The sequence below is a fragment of the Curtobacterium sp. VKM Ac-2922 genome, assembly GCF_022815645.1.
Lineage (GTDB): Bacteria > Actinomycetota > Actinomycetes > Actinomycetales > Microbacteriaceae > Curtobacterium.
Window position 1 is genome coordinate 32,971 of the sequence record NZ_JALGRO010000006.1, and the last position, 23,499, is coordinate 56,469.

The following is a 23,499-nucleotide window of genomic DNA, read 5'->3' on the forward strand; positions in this document are numbered from 1 at the left end:
CGCTACGACTGGGCCGTCCGGCGCCGCCGCCCCTCGTGCGACCAGGCCGACGAGGGCGTCAGGCTCGGCGGCAGCAGGCGCGACCGCACGCGCACCGGCAGGGTGACGGACGCGTCCAGGGCGACCCGCGCCGTGCGGAGGACCGCGACCAACCGATCGCCGTCGACGGAACCGGCGGCGGCGTAGCGCTCCTGGTCGATCGCGTCAACGACCGTCTCCAGGTGGCCGACCACCTCTGTCGGCACCGTCGTCCGGAGTCGGCCGAGCACCGCCCTGGCCGTCCGGGCGACCGCGGCGGCGTCACCCGGTGGTGCGAGCCCAGGCGCGTACCCGTGGTCGGCGACGTCGTCGAGCAGCTCGCGCCACGCGGTGACCGCTGGGGAACGCCCGGAGGCCACCTCGCTCAGTCGCACGCGACGGCGGACACCACGGACGAACGCCGGGGCGACGAGCACGGCCAGGGCGATGAGGATCCCGACGAGCAGCCCCCACGGGCCGTTGCCCCCGCCGGTGGACGTGGCGGCGCCGGCCTCGGCCGAGGCGCTCGGGGTCGGCGTGGCCGTCGTGGACGGTGTGGCCTGGTCGGGCGCGGGCAGCGGCGTCTCGGGGGCGGCAGCGGTGGGCGTCGCCGTCGGCTGCGGATCGGTGGTGGCGGCCGCGTCCGAGTCCGGCGTCGGCTCGAACGCGACCCACCCGGCACCCTTGATGTACAGCTCGGGCCACGAGTGCAGCTGCCGGTTGGACACCATGTACTCGCCGTCCTGGGCGGTGCCGCCGGCACGGTAGCCGACCGCGATCCGCGAGGGGATGCCGAGCGACCGGGCCATCACCGCCATGGCGGACGAGAAGTGCACGCAGTACCCCTGGCGTACCTGCAGGAACTTCGCGACCACGTCCATGCTGTCGCCGTCGTACCCCTGCTCGACGGGCGCGGTCTCGGAGTAGGTGAACAGGTCGCTGCGGAACCACTGCTCCAGCGCTCGGGCCTGTTCGTACTGCGTCGCCGCCCCACCGGCGACCCGCGTGGCGGCCGCGGAGATGCTCTTCGGCAGGTCCTTCGGCAGCTGTCGGTCGGTACGGAGCTCGGCGGTCGAGGGCGTCTGGTAGCCGCGACCCTCGAAGCTGCCGAGCCGCCCGGACGCGTCGACCGCGTCCAGGTAGGCGTTGGCGAAGGTGGACGACCCGTACACCTGGTAGGTGGCGCCGCGACGGGTGGCCGGTCCCGTCGACCGCACCGTGCTCGAGTCCCCCATCCACCGCCACTGGTCCAGCTCGAGGTTCGTGGACTGCGACTGGATCGACACGGCGCCGGCGGGCACCGGCAGGTAGTTGCTCGACAGCCCGGTGATGCGGACGGTCACGTCGCCCCGACTGGCCAGCCGTGGGTTGACGCCGACGGCGTACCGCGGCTGGTCGGCAGTCGGGGCGTTGCTGACGTCCGTCACGGTCGGCACCCAGTCACCGGACCCGAAGTCGTCGAGGTCGGCGAGCTTGAGGTACTCCGGCTGCCCGTCCGAGGTGCGGTAGCGGAACACCTCGAGTTCGTTGGGTCGCCGCAGGTCCTGCCCGAGGTTCAGCAGCGTGCCGGGGCGTCCGGGCTGGATGGGCGACTGGATCGCTCCCGTGACGCCCGACAACCAGCTCGCGTTCAACGGCACGATCGACGGCAGCCCGACGGCGACCACCAGGGCGATCGCACCGACCACCGTCGCGGGCAGTGCGCGTTGCACGGGCCGGACCGACAACCACAGCAGCGCCAGGAACGCCAGGCCGGTCGCGACCACGAGCCCGGTGCTCGCCGGGGTCCCGGTGACGACACCGGGGACGATGAGGATGACGAGCGCGGGTGCCGCGGCGAGCGCTGCCGCCGGCGCGACGGTCGCCAGGAAGATCGACGCCGCGGCCACCCACGCGATCGCGACGGTCACGACCAGGCGGATGGCATCCGTCTGCGGCAGCGGGGCGGGGTTCAACCGGATGGCGGCGATGGTCTGGCCGAGTGCGCCGTTGCCGTCGATCCACCCGAGCGGCTGGATGTCGTTCACGAGCGCCGCGGCGCACGAGCAGGCGATGAGCGTCGCGACGAGGGCGACGAAGCGGACGCCGGGCGGTCGTCGGCGCACCGTCAGGACGACGCCGACCAGCACGACCACGATCGCGACCGCCGAGGTCCACCACGCGACGCCCTGCACGAGCGGCCGGAACGCCAGCGCGGCGATCAGCACGGGGACCGGGGCGAGGGCGACGACCCAGGGCGAGGGGCCGCGGACCACGTCGTCACGTTCGAGGATCTCGCGGACGTCGGCGCGGCGCTCCCCCGCGGTCGCGGTCGTCATCGCACGGCTCCGGTCCCGGCGACGGGGACGACGAGGGTGCGCCATCCGCCACGGTCGAGGATGCCCCGCACCACCGGGTCCGGCGGCACGATGGTCGCCAGGATGCCCCGGCTGGACCCGCTGGTCGAGGAGACGAGTTCGGCGGCCTGCTCGGCGGTGCAGTGCCCGGTCACGACGGCGGTCATGCCGTGCACGTCGCGACCGCGGACCTCGGGCAGGACGGCGGTCACTGCGCGCGCGTCGCTGCGGACGTGCACGTCGGCCAGCCCGACCAGCACGTCGGTCAGTCCGCCCGCGTCGCCGGTGTGCCGGGTCGCTCCGCCCACGTCGTCGGTGACGAGCACCACGCGCGAGGTCCGTGCTGCCAGCGCCCTGGCCACGCTGGCGGCGACGACCACCGCGTGCTCGAAGGCCGCGTCGCCGCCCAGGTCGCTGAGTTCGGCCAGGTCGTCCCGCCCGAGCTGCTGGTACGACTCGCGGCGCAGGTCGAGCGCGATCACCGCTTCGGGGGGTTGCGCCTGGGTGGTCTGCCGGACGTGCAGTTCGCCGCGCCGGGCACTCTGCGCCCAGTGCACCCGACGGATCGGGTCGCCCGGTCGGTAGGGCCGGAGTTCGCTGTCGTCGGCGGACCCGCCCTGCCCGACGCGACCTTCGTCGGCGGAGACCGCACCTGCCAGTGCGCCGGTGTCCATCGCCGACAACGGGGTCGACGACGGGACGACGACGACCTCTTCCGGGATCACGACCGGGCGGTCGATGCGGAGCAGGCCGAAGGGGTCCTCGACACGGATGGTCACGGGGCCGATCGTGGTGCGGCCGCGGTGCATCGCCAGGGCCTCGACGTCGAACACGGCGGGCGGCAGGTTCGGCCCGACCTCGACGTACGCCTGTGCGTCGCTCACGCTGGCGAAGGCGTCGTCGAGCTGTTCGCGCACCAGCAACGTCGATCGAGGTCCGAGCGCCAGGGTCGTGCCCCGCAGGGTGATCCGCTCGCGGTAGACCTCGCCGACCTGCACCATCGCGCGGGGCGCCACCCGTGATCCGCGCAGGGGCGCGGCGACCAGGAACGCCATCGCGAACCCGAGCACCACGAGCACGAGCAGCAGCAGCCCGGCCGACACGGCGACGCTCGTCGTGGCGACGAGTCCGCCGCACACCAGGCCGACGCCGACGGCGATGACCGTCCAGCCGCGCGCGGTCGGCCGTGGGAACGGCGTCCGACGCAGCATCGCGGTTCCCCGGCGGGTCAGCCGCGCCAGCGTCGAGCGGGCAGCACCCGCACGACGCAACAACGGCAGGCGCACCGGTGACCCGGACATCAGGAGCGCACGGGCGCCGCGGTGAACGGCACAGCGGTCTCGGCGACGACGCGCACGACGATCTCGCGTGCGGTGTCCTCGGCCGAACCACCCAGACCACGGGCAACGGGGACCAGGCGGTGCGCCAGCACGATCGGCGCCAGCTCGGCGACGTCGTCCGGGGTGACGAACGGGCGCCCCAGCAGTGCAGCGTGTGCGCGGGTGGCCTGCGCCAGGTGCAGCGTGGCACGGGGGCTCGCGCCGAGCACCAGGTCGGGGTGCGAGCGGGTGGCGCGGACGATCGCGATGACGTACGCCTCGACGTCCGGAGCGATGTGCACCTGCCGGACGGCCTGCATCATGCCCCGCAGCGACTCGACGTCGACCACGGGTCGGACCGACTCGAGCGGGTCACGGCTGCCGCGCGCGGTGAGCATGCGCCGTTCCGCCTCGACGCTGGGGTACCCCATCGCGATGCGCGCCATGAACCGGTCGCGCTGGGCCTCGGGCAGCGGGTACGTGCCCTCCATGTCGACCGGGTTCTGCGTCGCGACGATCATGAACGGCGACTCGAGCGGCCGGGTGACACCGTCGACCGTGACCTGCGACTCGGCCATGGCCTCGAGCAGCGCGGACTGGGTCTTCGGGCTGGTCCGGTTGATCTCGTCGCCGATGACGACGTTCGCGAAGACCGGACCGGGCGAGAACCGGAAGGTGCCCGAGGACTGGTCGAAGATGTTCACACCGGTGACGTCGGACGGCAGCATGTCCGAGGTGAACTGGATGCGGTTCACCGATCCGCCGACGGACGCGCCGAGGGCCTTCGCCAGCACGGTCTTGCCGACGCCGGGCACGTCCTCGACGAGCAGGTGTCCCTCGGCGAGCATGACCGTCAGCGCCGTGCGGATGGCGTCGGTCTTGCCGTCCACCACCGTCGCGACTGCGGACATGATCGCCGCACCGGCGTCACGGACCCGGTCGATGGGGAAGGCGAGGTCGGGGGCTTCCGGCACGCAGGTCTCCTCGGTTCGATGTCCGCGCATGCTACATCGGGCCGGTGACAGCACCCGGAGGATGTGTCACCGATGTGCCGTCCGGACCACGGCAGTCGGACTGGAGGCCCGATGTCGGTGCGTAGACCGGCTCACCGGCACCGCGCCTCCCGTCCGTGACGCGGGGTCGCGACCACGCAGTCGCGACCGGACGCGTCCGCTCAGTCGCGTCCGGACGGAACGGCCAGGGCCGCGTCCGCGGCCAGCAGGACGCGTGCTGCTGCGGCGACGCCCTCCTCGCGTCCGAGCTCGGTGTCCTCGTGCTCGATGTTCACCCACATGTCCGGGTCGACCTCGCGCAGGGCACGGAGGAACTCGGTCCACCACGCCTGGTCGTGGCCCTTGCCGAGGGCGACGAAGTCCCACGCGGACGGCGCGGGCCACTCGTTCGCCCACTCGTCACCTCCGAGGTTCGTCCGCGGCTCGCTCGGGGCCAGCCGGCGGAAGGAGTTGTCGAGCACGCCGTTGATCGCGGCGTGCGGGTTGATCCGGACGTCCTTGGCTGCGGCGTGGAACACGAGCGGCCCGAGGTCCCGGACGACGGCGATCGGGTCCATCTGCTGCCAGAACAGGTGCGACGCGTCGAGCTCGACGCCGACGTTGGTCAGTCCGCCCCGCTCGACGAGCTCACGGATCGACGCCGGGTTGAAGACGAGGTTCTGCGGGTGGAGTTCGAGCGCGACCTTGACGCCGTGCTCCTGGGCGAGGACGTCGATCTCCTGCCAGAACGGCACCGCGACGCTCCACTGGTGTTCCAGGACGTCCAGGGCAGCCGAGTTCCACGCGTTCACGATCCAGTTCGGCCGGGTGCCGCCGGGCTCCCCCGCGGGCAGGCCGGACATCGTCACCACCCGGTCCTGGCCCAGGCGCGCCGCCAGCTGGATCGACCGTCGGACGTCCTCGGCGTGGGCGGCGCCGATCACGGGGTCGGGGTGCAGCGGGTTGCCGTTGCAGTTGAGCCCCGCGATCGACACCCCTGTGCCGTCGAACTGCGCCAGGTAGTCGTCGCGCGCCCGGTCGTCCGTCAGGATGCGGTCGATGTCGGGGACGTGCACCGGGGGCAGGAAGCCGCCGGTGTTCAGTTCGATGCCGGTCAGGCCGTTGTCGGCGATCACGCGGAGCGCGTCGGCGAGGGGGCGGTCGTGCAGGATCGCGTCGTACAGGCCGAGCTTCATGCGTGCTGCTCCTCGGCGATGACCACGTCGGGGCTCCCGGCGCTCGTGCCGATCCGGAAGGACGCCCCGTCCGCCGCGGCAGACCGTGCCACCGCGTCCAGGACCTCCATGTTGTGCAGACCGTCCACGAAGGTGGCGTTGGCAGGCAGCGGGTCGGCTGCGCCCACGACCTCGTCGAGGAAGGCCCGTGCCTGGTACTCGAACATCTGGTTCTGGCCCCAGCCGACCCCGGGGGCGTCCATCGCCATGCCACCGGCGACGTAGGGATGGTCGGGGCCGAGGACGACCTGCCGGTACCCGCCCACGCGCGACCCGTCCGCCTGCAGCGCCAGCCCGATCTCGGACGGCCGTTCCTGGTCCCACCGTGCGGCCCCCCGCTCGCAGAACACCTCGACGATCAGGCCGTTCGGGTGCCCGGAGGCCACACGGGACGCCTCGAGTGAACCGACCGCCGCGCCGTCACCGAAGCTGGCGGCGAACGTGGCGTAGTCGTCGTTCTCGACCGCGGCGATTTCCCCCGTGACCTCGGCGTGCTGCCCGCGCAGGGCGTGCCGCGCGGCCACGGGGCGCTCGGTGATCGTCGTGGTGAACAGTCCGCCGCGGACGCTCCGGACGTCGCCGGCCAGGAACTCGGCGACGTACACCAGGTGCGATCCGACGTCGGCGAGCGCACCGGTGCCGGGTGCTCCGGCGAAGCGCCATGAGAACGGGACGCCCGGCGAGGCGCCGTAGTCGGTCCAGTAGCGGCCCGAGACGTGCAACACCCGGCCGAGGGTGCCGTCCGCGACGAGTTCGCGGATCGCCGCCAGTCCGGGTGCGCGACGGTAGGTGAAGCCCACGCGGGCGACCTGGCCGCGCGCTGCTGCCTGGTCGGCGGCGGTGACCATGGCCCGGGCGTCCTCGAGCGAGTCCGACAGCGGCTTCTCGCACAGAACGTGCTTGCCCGCCGCCAGCAGCCCCTCGACGATCTCGCGGTGCAGTCGGTTCGAGACGACGACGCTCACCAAGTCGATGTCGTCGGCCGCGGCGATCGCCCGCCAGTCGGTGTCGTGGCGCTCGTACCCGAACCGTGCCGCTACCCGGGCGGCGAGCGGCTCGTCGACGTCGCCAACCGAGACCAGGCGAACGGGCGGCAGTGTCGGGCCGAACAGGGTCGGGGCATTGCGCCAGGCCGCCATGTGGGCCTTGCCCGCCATGCCTGCGCCGATGACGGCGGCTCCGATGCTGGTGGTCGTGGTCGGCATGCTGTGCACCTCGTCGTGATCGCGTCCCAGATGCTCTGGAACGTTCCAGAGCGGATGCGTAGACTGTAGCCCGACCACCCCATGTCCTGTCAAGGAGTCCGCGTGACCGATCGGCGACCACCGACGATCATCGACGTCGCCGCCCGCGCCGGGGTGTCGAAGTCGCTCGTCTCGATGGTGATGCGGGACGACCCTGGGGTGTCCGATGCGCGCCGCGCTGCCGTGCTGTCCGCAGCGGCCGACCTGGGCTACCGACCCAACCGTGCCGCGGCGATCCTCGCGGGGACACGCACCCGGACGATCGGGGTCGTCGTCGACGACTTCCGGAACCCCTGGTACGTCCCGATGCTCGACGGCATCCGCAAGGCCCTCGAACCGCACGGCCTGCGACTGACCCTGGCCGACGCGACGACCAACGCCCACCTGGCATCGTCGCCGTTCGACGACCTCGTGTCGCTCCGCGTCGACGGGATCGTGCTCGCCGCCGAGAGCTCCCCCGACCTCGACGTCCCCGATGCGACCCCGGTCGTCGTCGCCGGCGTGCGCGCGCTCGCCCCGCTCGGCGTCGACGTGGTGGCCTCGGACGAAGCCGCCGGCGCCCGCCTGGCGATCGAGCACCTCCTCGACCTGGGGCACCGCTCCGTCGCACACCTGAGCGGGACGGGAGGCTCCGCCGCGGCCCGGCGCGTCGCCGCCGTCGACCGGATGATCGCCGCAGACATCGCACCCGTCGTGGTCGGTGAGGGCGCCACCTCCGAACAGGCGGGACACCAGGCCGCGATCGCGGTGCTGACCCGGCATCCGTCCGTGACGGGGATCTTCGCCGCGAACGACGTCATGGCGATGGGCGCGATCGCAGCCGCCCGGTCCCTCGGCCTGCGCGTCCCCGAGGACGTGTCCGTGGTGGGCCACGACGAGACCCCGCTCGCCGCGTCGCCGCTGGTGGACCTCACCACGGTGGACCCGCACAACGTCGAGGTCGGCCGATGTGCCGCCGAACGGCTCGTCGCACTGATCGGGACCGGCGTGCACCCACCGGCGACGATGACCCTGGTGCCGCCGGAGCTCGTGGTGCGGGGGACGACGGCGCCGCCGCAGTGAGGGGCCGGCGTGCGCGGTGCGGCGGTGGCGCGCCGGTCGACGCGGTGCGGCGTCGGCAGCATGGTGCGAGGCAACAGGCTCGCACCACGCCGTCAGCCCGGCACGCACTTCCGAGCTCCCGCCACCGTCGCCTGATCGGTGACCAGCAGACGGACTGGAGGCCCGATGCCGGTGCGCAGACCGGCTCACCGGCACCGGGCCTCCAGTCCGGAGCACGCCGGGATCGCGCCCCCGCACGCGCGTCGCACCCCGTCTCATCGGGGCGCGACGCCCGCCACGGGGCGCGACGCGCGCCGCGACCGGTACCCGGGCGACGCGCAGTCGACCGGACTACTGTCCACGTCAGGTGACCCTGACCCCCGGCCGCTGGAACGATCTCTCGTCCGATGCCGACCGGAAGCAACCATGCTGGTTTCACCCGCCCTCCCGTGCACTGAACCCGACCCGAGGTGTCCCCGATGACGCTGCTGGACGGTGTGCTCTGGGTCGAGGTCGACGAGAGCCACTGGGAGGGATCCTCGGGGCAGCAGCTCGTCGGCGTCGTCTCGTGGCGGGACGGTTACGTGCTGCGGTCCACCGGCGGCGAGGTCAACGGGACCCACAGCACGCTCGACAGCGCGAAGGCGCAGCTCGAGGGCTGGATCCGCTGGTTGGACTCCACCAGCACGGACTGACGCGCGACCCCGGTACGGACGAAGCCCCTCTGGCGACCAGAGGGGCTTCGTCGTGCGTGGTGCCGTGTCGTGAACGAGTTCGTGCGGAGACGGAGGGATTTGAACCCTCGGTCCCCAAAAGGGGACTCCACCTTAGCAGGGTGGTGCACTCGGCCGGACTATGCGACGTCTCCATGCGCCCTTGCGAGCGCGCTCCCCACCATACAGGAGGACGCGGTCACTCTCGACCCGTCCGCGCACCGCGCTTCGTGGATGGTCCCCTGAAGTGGGGACACGTTCCCCTTGTCCCGACGTACCCCGGGTCGTAGGGTCGTCGAGACGCGACGATCACGTTCCGGGGTTCGTCCCCCTTGTCGCGACACAGCACCCAGCGTCGCTCCCCGGCCTGGGACCGGCTCGCCCGATGGATCGGTGCCCGCCGAGGAGCGACTCCGCGGGGGCGCGGCTCCGGCCGCGTCCCCGCTTCTGCGTGTGCGGCCCGGCCGGCCGGCCCGGCCCGCCGAGACTCGGTCAGGCGGACACTGTGCGGCGTGCGGAAGGCGCAATGTGTCCGCCAGGCCGAGACTCGGCGCAGCCGCGCCGCAGCCGAAGCCGCGCCGCACCTACGAGCCGAAGGCCTTTGAGCACGTCTGCTGGGCGGCGGACTGCCCCTGTAGCCCGTCGATGGTGTCCGACGTCGCCGGTGTCGACGGGGCGGCGGTCGCCGGGGCGGGCGTCGACGGCGCAGGCGTTGCCGGGGCAGCGGGCGCCGCCGGCGTGGTCGCAGCACCGGCCGGCGTCGACGGTGCCGCCTCGGACCCGATGCCCGTGCTGCCCGCACCGAGCGAGAACGACTGGTCGGCCTTGATCTTGGCGAACAGCTCGTCGGCCAGGTACTTCGTCGGCTGCACCTTGCCGGCGTAGACCCCCGTGCCGCCGGTGTCGCCCGGGTACTGCACGAAGTTCACCTTGTCGAGCGGCAGGTCCTGCAGCGCCCGACCCATCTGCACCATCGTCCCGATGTCGTTCAGGCTCTGCGAGAGCTGCATGTTGGACGCTGCGGCACGCGCGAGCTTGTAGAGCGTGGTCGGCGAGGTCAACGTGTCGTTCGACTTCACCGTACGCAGCAGCGACGACAGGAACACCTGCTGCGAGCTGATCCGGCCGAGGTCCGACCCGTCGCCCACGCCGTGCCGGGTCCGCAGGAACTCGAGCGCCTGCTCCCCCTGCAGCGTCGTCGTGCCCGCGGGCAGGTCGAGGCCGGTGTAGCGGTCCTTGATCGGCGACGCGACACACACGGGCACGCCGCCGATGGCGTTCGACATCTCGATCACGCCGTTGAACGACACCGCCGCCGAGTACTGCACGTCCAGCCCGGTCAGCCCCTGCACCGTCTGCACCACGCAGTTCAGCCCGCCCTCACCCCAGGCGTCGTTGATCGGCTGTGCCGCCATCGCTGGCGTCGACCCGGAACCGTCGGGCTTCTGGCACGCCGGGATCGGCGTGACCAGGTCGCGCGGGATGCTCACCGCGGTCGCATTGGTGTGGTCGGCGGACACGTGCAGCAGGATGTTGACGTCGTTCAGGGTCGCATCACGTTCGCCGTACTGGGTGCCCTGCGCCGGCTCGTTGTCGGTCCCGACGACGAGCATGTTGAACCCGCCCTTGTACGCATCGAGCTGCGGCGCGTCGGCCTTCGCGGTCGCGACGGGCTGCCCCTGGATCGCGACGCCCTCGCCCAGGTCGTCCGTGACCTGCTTCGCCGCGATCGCCGCGACCGAGGCCGTGCTGACGAGCGCGACCGCGACCACGCCGGACAGCACCTTGGCGGCGGTCCCGAAGGGGCTGCGCCGTGGCAGGCGTCCGTGTCGGGCGATCCCGGCCGCTCGGTTCAGGCGGTGGGATCGGTCACGGACGTCGTTCACGGGCACTCCTGTCGTCGGCGGACACGATGACGGAAGGCGTCCTGCTCGCCTCCGTCGGGACCCACGCGCGGGCCGCTTGGGCCGCACCGTGGGGACGGCAACCGGACAAGGGTGCCACAGGAACGCCTGGCGATCCCGTGTGACTTGCGGCGTGGATCCTCCGGGTGCGCGGCTCAGCCGGCCGCGACCGCGCAGGTCTTCTGCCGCGCGGTCTGGCCCGTCACGCCGGACATCTGCTGGGTGGTCGCCGACGGGGACGGGCCCACGTCGGACCCGGATCCCCGCTCTGGACTGGAGGCTCCGCCCTTCTGGTCCGCGCTGCTCCCGGTTGCCGAGCCCCCACCGGCACCACCGCCGGTCGCGTCCGTCGCGCCACGTCCGGTCGCACCCGCATCGAGCCTGAACGGACGGTCAGCGCGGACGGCACCCATCAGCCGCTGCGCCGTCGCCTGGTCGGGGACGACCTTGCCCGGGAAGGCCGGGTCGGTGACGCTGCCCGGGTACTGCACGAAGGTGATGTGGTCGAGCCCGATGCCGTCGAAGGCCCTGGCCATGTCGACCATCGTCGCGGGCTTCGCGAGCGAGGTGGACAGCGTGATGTTCTTCGATGCCGCCTTCGCCAGGCCGTAGAGCTCGGTGGGGTCCCGCAGCGTCCCCTCGCTCTTGACCTTGCGCAGCAGCGACGACAGGAACTGCTGCAGGCTCGAGATCCGCGACAGGTCGCTGCCGTCCCCGACGCCGTGCCGATCCCGCAGGAACGCCAGGGCCGTCGCACCGGACACGGTGTGCTCGCCGGCGGACAGCTGCAGCCCGGTGTACGGGTCGTCGACCGCGTCCGTGACGCAGACGGGCACCCCGCCGACAGCATCCGACATCCGGATGACGCCTGCGAAGCTGACCTGCGCCGCGAAGGGAACCTGCATGTCGGTCACGTGTTCGATCGTCGACGCGACGCAGTCCATCCCGCCGCGTCCGTACGCCTGGTTGAGCGGGGTGTTCGTCACGGCGGGACTGTCACCGCACGCGGGCTGGTCGACGATCAGGTCGCGCGGGAAGCTGACCGCCACGGCCTGGGTGTGGTCGGCGGACACGTGCAGCAGGACGTTGGAGTCGTTGAGCGTGGCGCCACGGTCGCCGTAGGCCTGCCCCTGGGACGGGTCGTTGTCGGCGCCGATCGCCAGGACGTTGAACGCGCCGTCCGTCGAGCCGGCCCCGCCGATGTCCACCGCGCCCTGCTGGAACCCGTGCCCGACGTCGTACGCGGCGTAGGCGGAGAGTGAGGTGGCGCTGACCACGACCACCGCGGCCGTCATCCCGACGATCGTCGCGAGGCGTCGCAGGCCGAGCTGGCCGCCACCGCGCCCGTGACGGGCTCCGCTGACGCGGTACCCCGGGCCGGACACGACGGCGGGTCGACGACGCGCATCGATCAGGTCGTCGAACGCGGCGACACCGTCCCGCGCGCCTGATCTCGCTCGTGCGGACGAGGTCTGGTTGCGGTGCGGACCGTCGGGGTCGGTCACGGGCGGGCTCCCTCCGAGTGACCTCGGGGCCGCTCGCGGGGACCATACGCGACCCGGGCCCGCACGCTCGGCAACCCGGGCGGCGCGGCGTGCCCTGTTCGGGGGGCAGTCACGGACGCAGCGATGACGGTGATCGGAAGCGTGTGCCGATCTGGCCCGCCCGCCGGGTCGGTCAGGGTCCGCTCATGCCGACTCCACCGTGCGAAACCGGTCGGGCAGGGCGATCAGGCACTCCCCGAGCTCGCGCACCAGGCGCCTGCAGAGCACCAGGTCGTCCTGGACCGCGGCATCACGGGCACGGTCGACCAGGTCGAGTCGCTGTCGGCGGTCCACGACCGCGTCGATGCCGTTCGCCAGGGCCACGTCGTCGGTGTAGAAGACGTCGAGGACGGGGCGCTGCGCGGCGAGCAGATCGGCGCACACGGACGAGCCGGTGCGGCGGAGCAGCCAAGCAGCCAGTTCGACGAAGGCGCCGGCTTCGGACAGGCAGTCGCGGAGCCACGCCGGGTCGAATCGTTCGGTCGTCGCCCCGACGGACGTCGTCGGCTCGACGAGCAGCGAACACCCCAGGCGGATGCGCTCCTTCATCTGCTCGATCGACCAGTGTGCGATGACGACACCGACGTACCGTTGCACTGACACCAGGCGCAGCGACTCGAGCGGCACCAGTGCTTCGCGCACGGGTGTGCGCGAGACCCGCATGTCGTCGGCCAGGGCATCGAGCCGCAGTCGCTGACCCCGCCGGTACTCGCCCCGCAGGATCCGCTCGAGCAGCCGCAGGAACACGGCGTCCCGCAGCAGGCTGCGCGGGACGCCCAGCCCGTCACGTTCTCGCGGACCGACCACAGCTGTCGCCAGCCCTTCACCGAACCCCATGCCGCCAGCGTCATGTGTCGATCCCGCGCCCGCCCCGGTGGGACGCCGATCCGTGGACGTCCGTGCCGCTGGGTGTCCTGTGGAGGACTGGACACCCGCCGATCGCCCGAGGCCGTCGGCCTGCGCGATCACCCCGTCTCGCATCACTGCACTCCCGCTGTCGTGACCCCCGGCGGGGGTCGATGCAGTGACTGTGGCAGGCGCGGACGTCAGCCGCTAAACATTCCGTATTTCGGTGATCAGCGCTTGGCGTCTTCCTTCTTGACGATGACGGACAGCGGCTGGGTGACGTCCTCCAGGCCCTTGCGGGCAGCGTCCACGCCGAAGATCAACGCCACGACGCCGCCGATGATCATGATCCCGGCGCCGAGCAGGTAGCCCCAGAACAGCGGCTCGCGCGAGGTCCCGTCGCCGATGAGCGCGCCGTAGACGAGCGGAGCGACGGCGCCGAAGATCTGCGCCAGCGCGAAGAAGTACGAGATCGCCTGCGACCGGAGCTCGAGCGGGAAGATCTCGCTGACGGTCAGGTACGCACTCGACGCACCGGCCGAGGCGAAGAAGAACGAGACGCACCAGAAGAGCACCTGCACGGTGGCGCTGATCGCGTCGGCCTGGAACAGGAACGCGGACACGGCGAGCACCAGACCCGAGATCAGGTACGTCGAGAAGATCATCTGCCGACGGCCCCATGTGTCGAACAGCCGCCCGAGCAGCAGCGGGCCGAGCAGGTTGCCGATCGCGAACGGGAAGAAGTACACGGCGGTCTCGGACGTCTTCAGCCCGAAGAAGTTCGTGAGCACCAGGGCGTACGTGAAGAAGATCGCGTTGTACAGGAACGCCTGCGTGATCATCATCGTCGCGCCGACGAGCGTCCGGGTCGGGTACTGCTGGAACAGGACCCTCACGATCGTCGAGAACCGGACGTTGTCCATCGGGGTGACGGTCATCGCCTTGGACTCGTCGACGGGTTCGAGGGGGTGGCCGGACTCCCGCTCGACCTCGGCCTCGATCCGCGAGACCGTCGCCTCGGCCTCGTCCTGCCGGCCGTGCGTCATCAGCCAGCGCGGACTCTCGGGGATGTGCCGCCGCAGGAAGATGATCGCGATGCCGAGCACCGGGCCGAGGAAGAAGCCGATACGCCAGCCGATGTTCTCGGAGAAGATCGACGTGTCGAGCAGGTAGATGTTGGCGAACGCGCCGAGCGCCGCGCCACCCCAGTACGTGCCGTTGATGGCGATGTCGACGTGCCCGCGGTACTTCGCCGGGATCAGCTCGTCGATCGCGGAGTTGATGGCCGCGTACTCGCCGCCGATGCCCAACCCGGCGACGAACCGGAACGCCGCGAGGAACCAGAAGTCCTGCGCGAAGCCGGCGATGCCGGAGCCGATCAGGTAGATCGCCAGGGTCAGGATGAAGAGCTTGCGTCGGCCGAGTCGGTCCGACATGCGGCCGAACACGATGGCACCGACCACCTGGCCGACCAGGTAGAAGGTCCCGAGGTAGGTGACCTGCTGCGCCGACAGGTCCAGGTCGGCCTGGAAGCCCGCGTTCGAGACGATCTGGATCTCGAGTCCGTCCAGGATCCACGAGATGCCCAGGCCGACGATGACGCTCCAGTGGAACTTCGTCCACGGCAGTCGGTCCATCCTGGCCGGGACGAGGCTCCTGACCTGTCCGTCCTGCAACCCGTTCGCGGTCGTCATCGCGTCGCCCTCCTGACCCGCCGGACACCTTCCGGTCCGGCACAGATGGAGAACGTACGCCCGGATCGCCGCGGTGGTTCGCGGTCGGAACGACATGGGCCGGCAGCCGCGTGGAGTGGACCGACGCGGAGCCGGATCCCCCTATCCGATCCGGCTCCGTCGCCGGTGTCGGGTCGACGGCGCAAGCGCGACCGGTCAGACCCTGCGCACGATCATCGCGGCTGCGGCGCAGCGAGACAAGTGCCGCCGTGGAACGGAACGTGAACGTGACCAGGTCCGGACACCAGGCTCGTGGCGGGCCCGCCACGAGCCTCCTGTCCGGCGCTGCTCGCCCTGGGCGAACAGGTGGACTGGTTCGTCGGTGGACCGGCGTAGCGTCGATCACGTGACCCGACCCTCCATCAGAACGGTCGGCGAGCTCCGCACCTCTGGACACGTCCAGAAGACGGTCCGCGCCGAGATCCGCGACAACCTGCTCACCGCCCTGCGCCAGGGCACCGATCCGTGGCCCGGCCTGCACGGCTTCGCGACCACTGTCATCCCGCAGCTCGAACGTGCCCTGATCGCCGGACACGACGTCGTGCTGCTCGGCGAGCGCGGGCAGGGCAAGACCCGCCTGCTGCGCACGCTGCAGGGCCTGCTCGACGAGTGGACGCCGGTCATCGCCGGCTCCGAGCTCGGCGAGCACCCGTACGAACCGATCACCACCGCCAGCATCCGTCGGGCGCAGGAACTCGGCGAGGCGATGCCGATCGAGTGGTGGCACCGTGACGGCCGCTACGTCGAGAAGCTGGCGACGCCGGACACCTCGGTCGCCGACCTGATCGGCGACGTCGACCCGATGAAGGTCGCCGAAGGCCGCAGCCTGGGCGACCCGGAGACCATCCACTTCGGGCTGATCCCCCGGGCACACCGCGGCATCGTGGCGATCAACGAGCTCCCCGACCTGGCCGAACGCATCCAGGTCGCCATGCTCAACGTGATGGAAGAGCGCGACGTGCAGATCCGCGGTTACGTGCTGCGGCTGCCGCTCGACGTGCTCGTCGTCGCCAGCGCGAACCCCGAGGACTACACGAACCGCGGCCGGATCATCACCCCGCTCAAGGACCGCTTCGGCGCCGAGATCCGCACGCACTACCCGATCGAGCTCGACGACGAGATCGCCGTCATCCGGCAGGAAGCGCAGTTGAGCGCCGAGGTGCCGGATCCCCTGGTCGAGATCCTCGCCCGCTTCACCCGGGCGCTCCGCGAGTCCAGCGCGGTCGACCAGCGCAGCGGCGTCAGCGCGCGCTTCTCGATCGCGGGCGCCGAGACGGTGTCCGCCGCTGCCGTGCACCGCGCGGCACGCCAGGGCGAACCCGAGGCCGTGGCCCGTCCGATCGACCTCGAGACCGCGGTCGACGTCCTGGGCGGCAAGATCGAGTTCGAGTCCGGCGAGGAAGACCGGGCGGACGAGGTCCTCGAGCACCTGCTCCGCACCGCCACCGCCGAGACGGTCCGTGCCCGGCTGCGCGGGATCGACCTGGCCCAGCTCATCGAGGCGCTCGACGGCGGCACGATGGTCACGACGGGCGAGCAGGTGTCCGCTCGGGCGTTCTTGGAGGGCCTGCCGTCACTCGGCGAGTCCGACCTGTACGACCGGATCTGCGAACGTCTGGGCGCGACGAACGACGGCGAGCGTGCCGGCGCGATCGAGCTCGCCCTCGAGGGCCTGTTCCTGGCGCGCAAGATCAGCAAGGAGTCCGGCGGAGGCGAAGCCGTCTATGGCTAGTCGGCAGAACCGTCGGCTGTCCCGCGACACCCGCTACGGCCGGTACGAGGGCGGCCCGGACCCCCTGGCGCCGCCCGCCGACCTGTCCGAGGCGCTCGACGCCATCGGTCAGGACGTCATGGCGGGGTACTCCCCCGAGCGCGCGATGCGGGAGTTCCTGCGTCGCGGCGGTCGCGACCAGCGCGGGCTCGACGACCTGGCACGCCGCGTCGCCGAGAAGCGTCGCGAGCTCACCGCGAAGAACAACCTCGACGGCACGCTGCAGCAGGTCAAGCAGCTGCTCGACGAGGCCTTGCTCGCCGAACGTGGCGAGCTGGCCCGCAACGTCGCGATGGAGGACGGCGACCGGGCCCTGGCCGAGATGCAGCTCGACAGCCTGCCGCCGTCGCCCGCCGCAGCGGTGCGCGAGCTCGGCTCCTACGACTGGACGAGCCCCACGGCGCGCCAGAAGTACGACGAGATCAAGGACCTGCTCGGCCGCGAGATGCTCGACCAGCGGTTCGCGGGCATGAAGCAGGCGCTCGAGAACGCCTCGGACGACGACCGCGCCGACGTGCAGGCGATGATGCAGGACCTCAACCAGCTGCTCGAGGACCACCGCGCCGGCACCGACTCACAAGAGCAGTTCGACGAGTTCATGGCCAAGCACGGCGAGTACTTCCCGTCGGACCCGCAGAACGTCGACGAACTGCTCGACGACCTGGCAGCCCGGTCCGCCGCTGCGCAGCGCATGCGGAACTCGATGACGCAGCAGCAGCGCGACGAACTCGACGCACTCGCGCAGCAGGCGTTCGGATCCCCCGACCTGATGGGTGCGCTGAACCAGCTCGACGGCAACCTGCGGGCCCTGCGCCCCGGCGAGGACTGGGGTGGTTCCGAACGCATGGAGGGCGACCAGGGTCTGGGGCTCGGCGACGGCACCGGGGTCTTCCAGGACATCGCCGACCTCGACTCGCTGGCCGAACAGCTCGCGCAGTCCAGCCCCGGCTCCGACCTCGACGACCTCGACCTCGACGCCCTGGCCCAGCAGCTCGGTGCCGACGCCGCGGTCGACGCCCGCACGCTGCAGCAGCTCGAGAAGGCCCTGCGGAACTCCGGCACCATGCGCCGGGGTGCCGACGGGCAGGTCAAGCTCACGCCGAAGGCCATGCGGCAGCTCGGCAAGAGCCTGCTGAAGGACGTCGCGCAGAAGATGTCCGGTCGCCAGGGTGCGCGTGACCTGCGGCGCTCCGGCGCGGCGGGCGAACCGTCCGGCGCCACGCGGCAGTGGGCGTTCGGCGACACCGAGCCGTGGGACATCCCCCGGACCGTCACGAACGCGGTGACCCGCACGGCGGCGACCGGTCGCACGGGGGCGGGCGTCCGGCTGACCGTCGAGGACGTCGAGGTGCAGGAGACCGAGGCCCGCACCCAGGCCGTGGTCGCCCTGCTCGTGGACACGTCGTTCTCGATGGCGATGGAGGACCGCTGGGTCCCCATGAAGCGCACGGCCCTGGCCCTGCACACGCTCATCTCGACCCGGTTCCGCGGCGACGACCTGCAGCTCATCGCGTTCGGTCGCGAGGCCGAGGTGATGGACGTCGAGCAGCTGGTCGGGCTCGACGCGATGTGGGACAAGGGGACCAACCTGCATCACGCGCTGCTGCTGGCGAACCGGCACTTCCGGAAGCACCCGACGGCACAGCCCGTCCTGCTCATCGTCACCGACGGCGAGCCCACGTCGCACCTCGAGCCGAACGGGCAGGTGTTCTTCAGCTACCCGCCCGACCCGATGACGGTCGCGCTGAGCGTCCGCGAACTCGAGAACGCGCACCGGCTCGGCGCGCAGACGACGTTCTTCCGGCTCGGCGACGATCCGGGGCTGGCCCGGTTCATCGACGGGATGGCCCGGCGGGTGGACGGCACGGTCACCGCCCCCGAGAACGACGACCTGGGGGTCGCCGTGGTCGGGTCGTACCTCGGGTCACGGCGCCCGGGCGCGCTGTTCCAGGACGACGACTGGGGCGGGTTCGGCCGGTTCGGCTGACGGACCGGTCCTGATGGCGGACGTCAGAACAGCGGCCAGGGAACCGCCGAGCCGTACCCGGCCGGTGGCGGGAAGGTACCGACGGCCGCCAGGGCGGCGCAGCGCGCCTCGAGGTTGTCGATCTCGTCGACGGTCAGGTGCTCGGTCAGCGCCTCGCCCAGATCGCCGTGGAGTGCCGCGGTGACGCGGTCGATGCCCGCGAGTTCGTCGTCGGTGAGCGGCTCACCGACCCAGCCCCACAGCACCGTCCGGAGCTTGTGCTCGACGTGGAAGGTCAGCCCGTGGTCGACGCCGTAGCGGTGCCCGTCCGGCATCGCCAGGACGTGGCCGCCCTTGCGGTCGGCGTTGTTGACGACCACGTCGAAGACGGCCATCCGTCGCAGCGCCGCGGTGTCCTCGTGCACCAGGGTGACGGGCCGGTCGTGCTCGTCGATCGCCTCGAGCACGGTCTTCCGGCCGTCCTGGTCGGCCTGCTCCGTGGGGACGACGTCCACCGCGTCCTGCTCGGGGTCGACGTCCTGCCATCGCTGGACCATGCCGCGGCCGAGCGGGCCGTCGCCCAGCCACGTCGGCGGGACCACGTGCCACCCGAAGGCCTCGGAGACCAGGAACGCCGACACCTCGCGGCCGGCCAGGGTGCCGTCGGGGAAGTCCCACAGCGGCTTCTCGCCCGCGACGGGCTTGTACACGACCTCGTGCCCGTCGAGCTCGGCCAGGAAGGTGGCGTTCGACGCCTCGCGGATGCGGGCGACCAGCTGCATGCCGCTTGCGTCGGGGGCTGCGCTCATGCGGCGCCGGGTGGACGACCGGCGGCCACGACCTCGCGCGTGCGTTCGACGAAGGCCCGGGCCGTGCCGACGGGGATCTTCACCTGCAGCAGCTCGGCGGGCTCGGGGATCTCGACGACCGCCTCGATCTCGCCGTCGACGTCCTGCTCTTCGGCGACGATCTCGACCTCGTCGTCGATCGGGTACGCCTCGATGACCACCTGCGCGGTCGCGGGGTCGAATCCCAGGCTGAGCGCACCCGCGCGGAACTCGGGCTCGACCGGCTGGTCCAGCGGGTCGACGTCGTACAGCTCGCGCGGGACGGACGGCGGGACGCTGAAGCGGTTGTCCTCGACCGTGGCGACCTCGTCCAGCAGCTCGTCGAGCTTCTCGGCCAGCACGGCGGACTGTTCCTTCTCGAGCGCGACGCTCACCACACGGCGGCCGTCGCGGGCCTGCAGGTAGAAGGAGCGCTCACCGGGGCGCCCGATGGTGCCGACGACGAGACGGTCCGGCCAGTCGAAGCCGTGGACGATGGTGGGCATACCCGCATTGTAGGAGCGGGCGGCTGCGTCCGTTCAGGAACTCGGGCTGCCCGGGCCGGGTTCCGCACCGTCCGCGGGCGGCTGGTTGCCGGCACCGCCGCCGACCGCCGCGTCCCCGCTGGGTGCCGGCGCCGTCGCCAGCCAGGAGAGGTCGCCGGACTCGGTGTTCGTGGAGACGACCTCGGGGCGGTGCTCGCCGTACCGCACGACCGACACCGATGCCGGTCCGACCGTGATCCGCTGGAACAGGTCCAGGTGCATGCCGAGCGCGTCGGCCAGGATCGCCTTGATGATGTCGCCGTGGCTGACCGCGACCCAGACCGCGTTCGCGCCGTGCTCGGCCTGGATCTGGGCGTCGATGCGCCGGATGGCCGCCACCGCCCGCGACTGCATGGTCTGCATCGACTCGCCGCCGGGGAACACCACGGCGCTCGGGTTCGACTGGACCACGCGCCACAGCGGCTCCTTCGCCAGGTCGCTGAGCTTCCGGTTCTGCCACTCGCCGTAGTCGGCCTCGGTGATCGCCCGCTCGATGCGCTGCTCGGGCTCGCCGTGCTGGAAGGCCGTGATCGCCCGCGCGGTCTGTCGGCAGCGTTCGAGGGGGCTCGACACCACGGCGACCACGGGCACCTCGGCGATCCGTTCCGCTGTCCGCGCCGCCTGTTGCTTGCCGACGCTGTCGAGGGCGACGCCCGCAGTACGGCCGGCCAGCAGCCCCGTCGCGTTCGCGGTGGTGCGTCCGTGGCGGACGAGCAGGACGGTGGACATGGACCGATCCTATTCACGCGTGCTCAGGAGGGATTCGCCGCGCACCCAGGCTGAACTGCATACTTGAGGTGATGGATGCCGTGTTCTCCCTGTTCCGACGCTACCCCTCTGCGGGTCGTTTCCTCGTCGTCGGCGGCATCGGCTTCCTCATCACGATGGTGATCAACTACGGGTTGAAGCTGTTCGTCATCCCCCAGCACCCCGTCACCGCGTTGGTCGTCGGGACCGTCGTCGCGACGGTCGTGTCGTACTGGATGAACAAGAAGTGGTCGTTCGGCGACCGCGGTGGCCTGCACACGGGGATCGAGATGCTGTACTTCGTGATCGTCAGTGTGATCGGCATCGGCCTCAACTCGGCACCGCTGTGGGTCTCGCGGTACGTCTTCGGACTCGAGGTCCCGCACGTCAGCCTGGCCACGCAGGAGATCGCCGACTTCGTCAGCGGCCCGGTGATCGGGACGCTGATCGCGATGGTGTTCCGGTACTGGGCGATGAGCAAGTGGGTCTTCGTCCAGCGCGCCGAGGTCTGACCCGGTGAACGACGAACCAGCGCTCGTCCCGGAGTTGCTGGTGACGGACCTGGACGTCAGCCTGCGGTTCTGGATCGACGCGTGCGGCTTCACGATCCGCTACGACCGGCCCGAGGAACGGTTCGCGTACCTGCAACTCGGGTCGGCGCACCTCATGCTCGAGCAGGCCGGTGTCGGCCGCAACTGGGTCACCGGGCCGCTGGAACGACCGCTCGGGCGCGGCATGAACCTGCAGGTCACCGTGCCCGACAGCGACACGATCGCCGCGGCGCTCGACCGGTCCGGCACCGCGCTCTTCATGACGCCCGAGACCACGTGGTACCGGACGGGCGACTCCGAGGTCGGGGTCCGCCAGTTCCTGGTGACCGACCCGGACGGGTACCTCATCCGATTCCAGTCGCGAGTGGCTCGCCGACCGGTCTGATCCGGCAGGATGGTCGGGTGCTGGTCTCGATCGTCTACATGAGTCGTGCCGTCGCCGAGTTCGACGACGCCACGATGACCGAACTGCTGCACGGGTCGCGGCTGCGCAACGAAGCACTGGGCGTCTCCGGGCTGCTCGTGGCCAAGGGGGGTCGGTTCATGCAGCTGCTCGAGGGTCCGGCATGGAGCGTCGACGACCGGTACGCCGCGATCGCTCGCGACCCGAAGCACACCGATCTGACCTCGCTCATCCGCGAGGAGATCCCGGAGCGGCGCTTCGACGGGTGGTCGATGGCGTACCACAGCCTGGACGACCACGACCTGGCGTCCGAGGACGGTTTCAGCCCGTTCCTGCGCGGCGGGATGGACTTCCCGCCGTCGTTCGACCGCACCAGCGCGGCGTGGCTGCTGAAGTGGTTCCGCGATCGCGAGCTGCGCGACGTCTGACGATCAGCCCGCGAAGGTCGATCGCACCACCCGAAGCAGGCGCTCCTGGTGGGCACGCTCCGCGACACCGAGCACCATCACCTGCCACATCGTGGCGACCGCGGGCAGCAGGTCTGCGCGCCCCGTCCGCACGTTCGACACGAGCTGCACGCCGGTGAAGTACGGCACGAGCGTCGCACCGAGGGCCTCGGCCGGCACGTCGCCACGGACCTCGCCGCTGGCGAGGGCCAGCCGGAAGACGTCCACGACGCCGGCGATCCACTGCTCGTAGAAGCTCGCAGTCTGCTGCGCGAGCACACCGTGCTCCAACGAGATGCGGATGCCGGCGCGGACGACGACGTCGGTCATCAGCAGGTCAGCGACCCCTCGCGAGGCCCGGATCAAGGTCACGAGCGGCGAGGGGTCGGCGGTGTCCAGCGCCTGGAACGTCCTGGCGTTCTGCTCGTCGATCACCGCCAGCGCCAGCGCGTGCTTGGTCGGGAACCACCGGTGGAGGGTGCCCTGTGGGACACCTGCCGCCCGCGCGATCCCAGCGATGCTCGCCGTCGCGTAACGGTCTCGGGCGAACGCGACGGCAGCGGCGTCGACGATCAGCGCTCGACGACCCTGGTCCGGGTACATCCGACCGGTCAGGCCTGGTCGGCGCGGATGAAGTCGGCGATCGGCGTGCTGCCGCTGTTGAAGCGGTAGGTGCTGCCGGCAGTGCCACCTGACTCGAGCACGTCGGCGATCACGTGGGCGACGTCGCCGCGGGCGACCTTCGCTCCCGTGCCGTCCCAGTCGACGGCGCCGGTGGGCTCGTCGTCCGTCAGCGTGCTCGGCGCCACGATCGTCCACTCGAGCCCGGAGTCACGGACCACCGCGTCGGCGATCATCTTGGACTGGGCGTAGGCGAAGAAGTCGTCGTCCTGGGGCACACCGTGGTCGAGCTCGGAGCCGGACCACGAGACCATCACGTACCGCTCGACGCCGGCGCGGGCCGTGGCCTGGACGGACAGCACTGCGGCGTCGCGGTCGATCGCCCAGGTACGGTCCACGGAGCCCCCGCCGGCACCGGCCGACCAGAGCACGGCGTCCTTGCCACGGACCAGGTCCTCGAACCCCGACAGGGTCAGCTGCTGGATGTCCGCGACGGTTGCCTGTCCACCGTGCTGGGCGATCTCGTCGGCCTGTTCGGGCTTGCGGATGACGGACGTGACGTGGTGGCCGCGCTCGGTGAGGATGCGCGTCGCGAGGAGTGCGACCTTGCCGTGGCCGCCGAAGATGATGATGTCGCTCATTGCAACGACGCTACCCGTCGGCCCTCCACGGCGGATGTCCGGACGGGTTGTTGCTT

21 protein-coding genes and 1 tRNA gene are annotated in these 23,499 nt (G+C 71.4%); 7 read left to right on the top strand and 15 right to left on the bottom strand.

Annotated features, from left to right (window positions below):
- Positions 1-2: 2 nt before the first annotated feature.
- From MT346_RS08490 to MT346_RS08510, 5 genes are all read right to left on the bottom strand, one after another.
- Positions 3-2,336, bottom strand: coding sequence for a DUF3488 and transglutaminase-like domain-containing protein (locus MT346_RS08490; RefSeq protein ID WP_243562485.1), 2,334 nt, complete (start codon positions 2,334-2,336; stop codon positions 3-5).
- Complete coding sequence (locus MT346_RS08495; protein WP_243562486.1) at positions 2,333-3,655, bottom strand: DUF58 domain-containing protein; 1,323 nt, start codon at positions 3,653-3,655, stop codon at positions 2,333-2,335. The genes MT346_RS08490 and MT346_RS08495 overlap by 4 nt, the downstream gene beginning before the upstream one ends.
- A complete protein-coding gene (locus MT346_RS08500; RefSeq protein WP_374202518.1) occupies positions 3,655-4,677 on the bottom strand; it encodes an AAA family ATPase in 1,023 nt (340 codons plus the stop codon). Before MT346_RS08500 ends, MT346_RS08495 begins: the two co-directional genes overlap by 1 nt.
- Before the next feature lie 170 nt (positions 4,678-4,847).
- Positions 4,848-5,861, bottom strand: a complete 1,014-nt coding sequence (locus tag MT346_RS08505) for a sugar phosphate isomerase/epimerase (protein ID WP_243562488.1) — start codon at positions 5,859-5,861, stop codon at positions 4,848-4,850.
- The gene (locus MT346_RS08510) at positions 5,858-7,105 is read right to left on the bottom strand and encodes a Gfo/Idh/MocA family protein (RefSeq protein WP_243562490.1); all 1,248 of its coding nucleotides are present in this window, start codon (positions 7,103-7,105) and stop codon (positions 5,858-5,860) included. The genes MT346_RS08505 and MT346_RS08510 overlap by 4 nt, the downstream gene beginning before the upstream one ends.
- 102 nt (positions 7,106-7,207) lie before the next feature.
- Here MT346_RS08510 and MT346_RS08515 point away from each other — a divergent pair, with 102 nt between their 5' ends.
- Positions 7,208-8,206 carry a LacI family DNA-binding transcriptional regulator gene (locus MT346_RS08515; RefSeq protein ID WP_243562492.1) on the top strand — a complete coding sequence of 333 codons (999 nt, stop codon included), beginning with the start codon at positions 7,208-7,210 and terminating at the stop codon, positions 8,204-8,206.
- 458 nt (positions 8,207-8,664) lie between these two features.
- Positions 8,665-8,880, top strand: coding sequence for a hypothetical protein (locus MT346_RS08520; RefSeq protein WP_243562494.1), 216 nt, complete (start codon positions 8,665-8,667; stop codon positions 8,878-8,880).
- Between the two features lie 84 nt (positions 8,881-8,964).
- Here MT346_RS08520 and MT346_RS08525 read toward each other — a convergent pair.
- The 5 genes from MT346_RS08525 to MT346_RS08545 form a co-directional block, all read right to left on the bottom strand.
- Positions 8,965-9,053 (bottom strand) — tRNA-Ser (locus tag MT346_RS08525).
- A gap of 429 nt (positions 9,054-9,482) precedes the next feature.
- Positions 9,483-10,784, bottom strand: coding sequence for an LCP family protein (locus MT346_RS08530; protein ID WP_243562496.1), 1,302 nt, complete (start codon positions 10,782-10,784; stop codon positions 9,483-9,485).
- A 173-nt stretch (positions 10,785-10,957) separates the two neighbouring features.
- Entirely contained in the window at positions 10,958-12,307 is a 1,350-nt protein-coding gene (locus tag MT346_RS08535) for an LCP family protein (RefSeq protein WP_243562498.1), read from the bottom strand.
- Positions 12,308-12,490: 183 nt separating this feature from the next.
- Positions 12,491-13,183: a GntR family transcriptional regulator gene (locus tag MT346_RS08540; RefSeq protein WP_243562501.1), complete on the bottom strand. Its 693-nt coding sequence runs from the start codon at positions 13,181-13,183 to the stop codon at positions 12,491-12,493.
- 239 nt (positions 13,184-13,422) lie between these two features.
- Positions 13,423-14,886, bottom strand: a complete 1,464-nt coding sequence (locus MT346_RS08545) for an MFS transporter (RefSeq protein ID WP_243562502.1) — start codon at positions 14,884-14,886, stop codon at positions 13,423-13,425.
- A 385-nt stretch (positions 14,887-15,271) separates the two neighbouring features.
- Here MT346_RS08545 and MT346_RS08550 point away from each other — a divergent pair, with 385 nt between their 5' ends.
- Both MT346_RS08550 and MT346_RS08555 read left to right on the top strand, forming a co-directional pair.
- Complete coding sequence (locus tag MT346_RS08550; RefSeq protein WP_243562505.1) at positions 15,272-16,657, top strand: sigma 54-interacting transcriptional regulator; 1,386 nt, start codon at positions 15,272-15,274, stop codon at positions 16,655-16,657.
- Positions 16,650-18,683 carry a VWA domain-containing protein gene (locus MT346_RS08555; RefSeq protein WP_243562507.1) on the top strand — a complete coding sequence of 678 codons (2,034 nt, stop codon included), beginning with the start codon at positions 16,650-16,652 and terminating at the stop codon, positions 18,681-18,683. The genes MT346_RS08550 and MT346_RS08555 overlap by 8 nt, the downstream gene beginning before the upstream one ends.
- A gap of 23 nt (positions 18,684-18,706) precedes the next feature.
- Here the strand turns inward: MT346_RS08555 and MT346_RS08560 are convergent, their stop codons facing one another.
- Genes MT346_RS08560 through MT346_RS08570 form a run of 3 tightly spaced genes read right to left on the bottom strand, consistent with a single transcriptional unit; the run spans position 18,707 to position 20,763 of the window.
- On the bottom strand, positions 18,707-19,471 hold the full coding sequence (locus tag MT346_RS08560) for an SCO1664 family protein (RefSeq protein WP_243562508.1): 765 nt from the start codon (positions 19,469-19,471) through the stop codon (positions 18,707-18,709).
- Positions 19,468-19,995 carry a DUF3090 domain-containing protein gene (locus MT346_RS08565; RefSeq protein WP_243562510.1) on the bottom strand — a complete coding sequence of 176 codons (528 nt, stop codon included), beginning with the start codon at positions 19,993-19,995 and terminating at the stop codon, positions 19,468-19,470. The genes MT346_RS08560 and MT346_RS08565 overlap by 4 nt, the downstream gene beginning before the upstream one ends.
- Before the next feature lie 33 nt (positions 19,996-20,028).
- Positions 20,029-20,763, bottom strand: coding sequence for an MSMEG_4193 family putative phosphomutase (locus tag MT346_RS08570; RefSeq protein WP_243562512.1), 735 nt, complete (start codon positions 20,761-20,763; stop codon positions 20,029-20,031).
- 71 nt (positions 20,764-20,834) lie between these two features.
- Between MT346_RS08570 and MT346_RS08575 the strand changes: the two genes are divergently transcribed.
- From MT346_RS08575 to MT346_RS08585, 3 genes are read left to right on the top strand one after another with little or no spacing between them, the layout of a single operon-like run.
- On the top strand, positions 20,835-21,293 hold the full coding sequence (locus MT346_RS08575) for a GtrA family protein (RefSeq protein WP_243562514.1): 459 nt from the start codon (positions 20,835-20,837) through the stop codon (positions 21,291-21,293).
- Between the two features lie 4 nt (positions 21,294-21,297).
- A complete protein-coding gene (locus MT346_RS08580; RefSeq protein WP_243562516.1) occupies positions 21,298-21,717 on the top strand; it encodes a VOC family protein in 420 nt (139 codons plus the stop codon).
- Between the two features lie 17 nt (positions 21,718-21,734).
- Positions 21,735-22,163 carry a BLUF domain-containing protein gene (locus MT346_RS08585; protein ID WP_243562517.1) on the top strand — a complete coding sequence of 143 codons (429 nt, stop codon included), beginning with the start codon at positions 21,735-21,737 and terminating at the stop codon, positions 22,161-22,163.
- 3 nt (positions 22,164-22,166) lie between these two features.
- Here MT346_RS08585 and MT346_RS08590 read toward each other — a convergent pair whose 3' ends face one another.
- Positions 22,167-22,784 carry a TetR/AcrR family transcriptional regulator gene (locus MT346_RS08590; protein WP_243562521.1) on the bottom strand — a complete coding sequence of 206 codons (618 nt, stop codon included), beginning with the start codon at positions 22,782-22,784 and terminating at the stop codon, positions 22,167-22,169.
- Positions 22,785-22,792: 8 nt separating this feature from the next.
- Positions 22,793-23,443, bottom strand: coding sequence for an NAD(P)H-binding protein (locus tag MT346_RS08595; RefSeq protein WP_243562524.1), 651 nt, complete (start codon positions 23,441-23,443; stop codon positions 22,793-22,795).
- Positions 23,444-23,499: the final 56 nt, after the last annotated feature.

Excerpts from the sequence above, each read along its gene's own strand:
- MT346_RS08575 (WP_243562514.1), top strand. The coding sequence starts at position 20,835 with ATGGATGCCGTGTTCTCCCTGTTCCGACGCTACCCCTCTGCGGGTCGT.
- MT346_RS08510 (WP_243562490.1), bottom strand. The coding sequence starts at position 7,105 with ATGCCGACCACGACCACCAGCATCGGAGCCGCCGTCATCGGCGCAGGC.
- MT346_RS08490 (WP_243562485.1), bottom strand. The coding sequence starts at position 2,336 with ATGACGACCGCGACCGCGGGGGAGCGCCGCGCCGACGTCCGCGAGATC.
- MT346_RS08505 (WP_243562488.1), bottom strand. The coding sequence starts at position 5,861 with ATGAAGCTCGGCCTGTACGACGCGATCCTGCACGACCGCCCCCTCGCC.
- MT346_RS08500 (WP_374202518.1), bottom strand. The coding sequence starts at position 4,677 with ATGCGCGGACATCGAACCGAGGAGACCTGCGTGCCGGAAGCCCCCGAC.
- MT346_RS08595 (WP_243562524.1), bottom strand. The coding sequence starts at position 23,443 with ATGAGCGACATCATCATCTTCGGCGGCCACGGCAAGGTCGCACTCCTC.
- MT346_RS08520 (WP_243562494.1), top strand. The coding sequence starts at position 8,665 with ATGACGCTGCTGGACGGTGTGCTCTGGGTCGAGGTCGACGAGAGCCAC.
- MT346_RS08560 (WP_243562508.1), bottom strand. The coding sequence starts at position 19,471 with ATGAGCGCAGCCCCCGACGCAAGCGGCATGCAGCTGGTCGCCCGCATC.
- MT346_RS08565 (WP_243562510.1), bottom strand. The coding sequence starts at position 19,995 with ATGCCCACCATCGTCCACGGCTTCGACTGGCCGGACCGTCTCGTCGTC.
- MT346_RS08590 (WP_243562521.1), bottom strand. The coding sequence starts at position 22,784 with ATGTACCCGGACCAGGGTCGTCGAGCGCTGATCGTCGACGCCGCTGCC.
- MT346_RS08545 (WP_243562502.1), bottom strand. The coding sequence starts at position 14,886 with ATGACGACCGCGAACGGGTTGCAGGACGGACAGGTCAGGAGCCTCGTC.
- MT346_RS08570 (WP_243562512.1), bottom strand. The coding sequence starts at position 20,763 with ATGTCCACCGTCCTGCTCGTCCGCCACGGACGCACCACCGCGAACGCG.
- MT346_RS08540 (WP_243562501.1), bottom strand. The coding sequence starts at position 13,183 with ATGGGGTTCGGTGAAGGGCTGGCGACAGCTGTGGTCGGTCCGCGAGAA.
- MT346_RS08495 (WP_243562486.1), bottom strand. The coding sequence starts at position 3,655 with ATGTCCGGGTCACCGGTGCGCCTGCCGTTGTTGCGTCGTGCGGGTGCT.
- MT346_RS08555 (WP_243562507.1), top strand. The coding sequence starts at position 16,650 with ATGGCTAGTCGGCAGAACCGTCGGCTGTCCCGCGACACCCGCTACGGC.